Source organism: Bradyrhizobium sp., from assembly GCF_019242285.1.
Classification (GTDB): Bacteria; Pseudomonadota; Alphaproteobacteria; order Rhizobiales; family Xanthobacteraceae; genus Bradyrhizobium.
On the sequence record NZ_JAFAVV010000975.1, the window covers coordinates 1 to 3,922 of the forward strand.

General features: G+C 57.0%; 4 protein-coding genes. 2 read left to right on the top strand and 2 right to left on the bottom strand.

Going from position 1 to position 3,922, the window contains the following annotated elements:
• Positions 1-364 precede the first annotated feature (364 nt).
• Positions 365-874 carry a hypothetical protein gene (locus tag JOY90_RS39815; protein ID WP_291696553.1) on the top strand — a complete coding sequence of 170 codons (510 nt, stop codon included), beginning with the start codon at positions 365-367 and terminating at the stop codon, positions 872-874.
• Positions 875-1,172: 298 nt separating this feature from the next.
• Here JOY90_RS39815 and JOY90_RS39820 read toward each other — a convergent pair whose 3' ends face one another.
• Positions 1,173-1,676, bottom strand: a complete 504-nt coding sequence (locus tag JOY90_RS39820) for a siphovirus Gp157 family protein (protein WP_291696554.1) — start codon at positions 1,674-1,676, stop codon at positions 1,173-1,175.
• A gap of 84 nt (positions 1,677-1,760) precedes the next feature.
• Between JOY90_RS39820 and JOY90_RS39825 the strand changes: the two genes are divergently transcribed.
• On the top strand, positions 1,761-1,994 hold the full coding sequence (locus JOY90_RS39825; RefSeq protein WP_291696555.1) for a helix-turn-helix transcriptional regulator: 234 nt from the start codon (positions 1,761-1,763) through the stop codon (positions 1,992-1,994).
• A 389-nt stretch (positions 1,995-2,383) separates the two neighbouring features.
• Here JOY90_RS39825 and JOY90_RS39830 read toward each other — a convergent pair.
• Positions 2,384-3,922: efflux transporter outer membrane subunit (locus tag JOY90_RS39830; protein ID WP_367277062.1), on the bottom strand; the 1,539-nt coding region annotated here is incomplete at its 5' end.

A 3,922-nucleotide genomic window follows, 5' to 3' on the forward strand; every position in this document is an offset into this window, starting at 1 on the left:
GAGCAGCGGTTTCCTAAACCGAAGGTCGGAGGTTCGACTCCTCTCGGGACCGCCACTCCATTCAAAAATAGATAACCGGCGGATTGTGATGTCGCTTGTTAGCCCGATAACACGGGCACTTCTCGCGAGTGCGCGGGGATTCTGCGAATTATGGCAGGGAATTTTTTGAGCCAAGCAGGGATGTTTTGTCGGCAAGCAGGGAATTGGTGAGCAGCGGCAGGGATCTCCGTCGGCACGCGCGAGAACGGTCGCGGCAACCGGTCACAGTCATTAACTAGTTTGCGGGAGCGGGAACCTTCGGCACGGAACGGAAGGGAGTAGTTTTGCGATGATATGGCGGGGCTCGACACTCAAGGAGTGATTCTTGAATCAGCTTGCCGAATGGAACAACCGCAACCGGGCCTTTTGGATCGAGGAACGCAAACGATTTGAAAAGCGTCTGGCTGATCCGGCGCTGTACGAAGTGGCGTTCGCGGACCTGGCCAGCGAGGAGGCGAGAGAGGTCGAACTGGATTCGAGGATGACCCTCGAACAAGCCTTGGCCGACGCCGAACGAACCCGAGCTCTCTTTTCTCATTATTTTGGCAGGAAGGGCGGCCAAGCCAAACAACCGGACGATCTTCAGAAATGGATCATCGCACAGGTCAGGAAAAACCCGCGACTCCAGTTGCGCGATTTGGAAAGACTCATCGAGGCCGAGGCGGGACATGGTTTCATCGTCGAAGTAACCGACACCACGATCACCTTCATGGTTGGGTGGACGGGCGACCCCGACGTGGATCAGAATAAGCCGTTGCGCGACGTCCCGCGTACAGCGCTTAAGCACCGTCTGACACGAGCCCGGAAGTTCGCTAACAGGGAATTGAACAGCTAGCGCGAGGGCGCGGACCCGGTTCGCGCGACCTCGTGTACCCATGGTGCTGCTCCGCCTGGATTCCTCCAGGCTAAATTGGAGCACACGAAATGAAACGAGTACGTCCTTCTTTCCGCGCCTCGATCGAGCATGTCTCGATTGATGCGATCAAGCCCGACCCGAAAAATCCGTTGCTTCGGCAATGGCATGCCAGCCCTCAATGTAGAAGAAAGATCGGCCATGAGCCTCTCGGTTGCGAACAACATCATCCTCAAGGTCCCGCCGAAGCGCGCGGAGTTGGGTTTGTGAAAAGGTCATATCAGCGGCTCCTCACGCTCAGTACCGGCTCGGCATTGGAAAGATAGGCTCCGGTCACGGTGCCGCCGTCCTTCAGATCCGCCAGGAGAGCCTGTCGGTTGAGCTTGGGGTCTCCGGGTTCCCAATAACTCGCAGGGATTACAGCCTCGTCGATGATCAAGAGCCGTGGCTGGCCCTTGCGGATGGAGACTGTCAGATCGGCGGCATTGATCGTTGGAATGTCATTCTCCACCATGGCGTCCCGCGCGATCTGGCGCCGTGTGCTGGCCCTGATATCCAATCGTTCGAGCCGTTCCTGCATCTCTTTGATGCGTCCCTTAAGCCCATCGACGAGGGCTTCGTCGGTGAGGGCGGCGCGCACAATAGCGGCGATGGCATCATGAAGATCGCTGATCCCTTCAAGGGTGTCGGCGAGGGTTTGTTCGTCGAGAGACGGGTCGTCCTTTCGAATGCGCTCGCGCAGCGCCGCGTGGCGGGCGCGGGCAAAGTCGAGTGGCAATACCATTGATACACCTCACATTTAATATGAGGTATGGACGCTCGTATTAGAGCGCTTGTCAACATGGTCCAAATCAGGAACAATCGGGTGATGTTGACAGCACCCCAATTGAGAGCCGCTCGCGCTCTGCTGGACTGGAAACAACAAGACCTCGCCAAAAAGGCCAAGATCGGACTGGCCACAGTTCAGCGGCTTGAAATTGGCCGCGGACCCCTCATGGCTCACGTCGCCACCGTTCTCAAAATCGAAGCGTGCCTAAAAGCTGCGGGTGTCGTCCTGATCGAGCAAGATGACCGAGCTGGTGCCGGAGTGAGGTGGAGGTGACCAACACGACATTGATCTAGTCCGGATTTGGTTTCGTCCGGTTAATCGACTGATTTCGGTCAAACGGATCGAGTTTTGACTCGATTGTTTTTGCTCTTTTAAATTAAGTTTGTTTTGGTCGGCTGTGCCTTGTCAATCGCGGAGCTTCGCACGCGGTGTCATAATGCTAAAACGCGTTGCTGCTTACAAAATACCAAATTTTTCAAAAGTGTCGGAAACAGCGGCGCCCGATCGCAGAATTTTGCCCACGTGATCTTCCGCTTGCACCTTATCCCAAGATTTGGCGTTGCCTCTTCCGCTAGCTCTCTTGGAATCACGACTGTGCCGTCAATATCGACGGAAACGAGGTCCCCGGGCTCAACATTGACGCCTCCGCATCGCCATAACACCTAGCGATCCAGCCGGATCGGTGGAAGGGGCAAGCCATCTGCCGAAGCTTCGCGATTCCACCAGCCGCCTCCCAAGGCTTGATAGAGCGCGACCGTGTCGGCCAGGCGATTGGCCCTCGCTTGGATCGTTGCGATTCTAGCTTGTAGATAGGTCTGTTGCGCGTTCAGCAGCAATAAAACATTAGCGTAGCCTGAATCAAACTGTTGTCGGACGAGGTCAAAGCTGACCTTAGCCGCGCCTTCGAATTCCGCAGCCGCCTTTAGCGCGTTTGCGTCGGACCGCAGAGCGCGCAGGGTATCCGACACATTCTGGAACGCGATAAGAACCGTAGCACGATATTGCGCGGCAGCCTGATCAAGGGCAGCTTCCGCAGCCCGCTTTTGATGCAACAGAGTAAAGCCGTCGAAGATTGTATGCGTCGCACTGCCAGCCAACGTCAGAAAGCGATTCGTTGGAGAAACATAGTCCGCAATATTGCCTAGTGCCGTAGCGGTATAGCCCCCACTGCCGTTGATGGAAAAGTTGGGGAGCATGTTCGCAATGGCAACGCCGACTTGAGCATTGGCGGAATGGAGAAGCCCTTCCGCGGCTCGAACGTCAGGTCGCTGGTCGATCAGTCTCGACGGCAGGCTCAACGGCAGATCTGCCGGCAGCCTAAAAGTGGCGAGCGTAAAAGTTTCCGGGACTCCTTCGCTGGGAAAGCGGCCCGATAAAGCAGCGAGAAGGTTGCGCTGTTGCCCCAACTGTTTCTCGAGCGGCGGCAGGGTTGCCACCGTCTGAGCCAATTGTGCCTCCTGAGCTGCGACATCGACCCGATTTGCATAGCCCGCCGTCAACTGGCGCTGCAAAATGTCCAGCATTTTCCCGTTGATGCTGATGAGTTCGCGCGTCGCCGTAATCTGGTCGCGCAGTGTCGCCTCCTGAATTGCCGCTAGCGCGACAGTAGCAGCGAGCGTCAGACGCGCAGCTTCGGCCTGAAAGCGTTGCGAGTCAGCCAGTGCATCGAGCGATTCGACAGCACGGCGATTCTGGCCCCAGACATCAAAAGTGTAAGAGATAATGACTTGCGATGTGACGACGTTAAATGAATTGGTCGTCGATCCGTCCGCCAGCGGGATTGAACTGCCGAGGACGTTGCTCGGCGTCGTTTGTCGTGTGCCCGTGAAATTACCCTGTATCGTCGGGACGAACTTTCCCCGCTGCGCGTCCGCGTTTTCCTGGGCCTGACGTAGCGCCGCCAGGGCTGCTTCGAGAGTCGGATTGGCCTGAAGGGCGCGATCCACCAAGGCATCGAGTTTGCGCGAATGAAACAGGCTCCACCAATCCGCCGGGATATCGAGCTCCTTAACAAAACGCTGTGCCTTGCCCCCCGCGACGCCCGCCGCGCTCGTCCGCGGCGGCAACGGAGTGCTCGTATATCCCTCGACATCAGGTGGCGATGGTATTTTGAAATCGGGTCCGACAGCGCATCCCGAAAGAGCAACTGCAAGCCCCAGCGGTACGGCAACTGCCCGCGTGCGCCTTTCAAACATGATAAC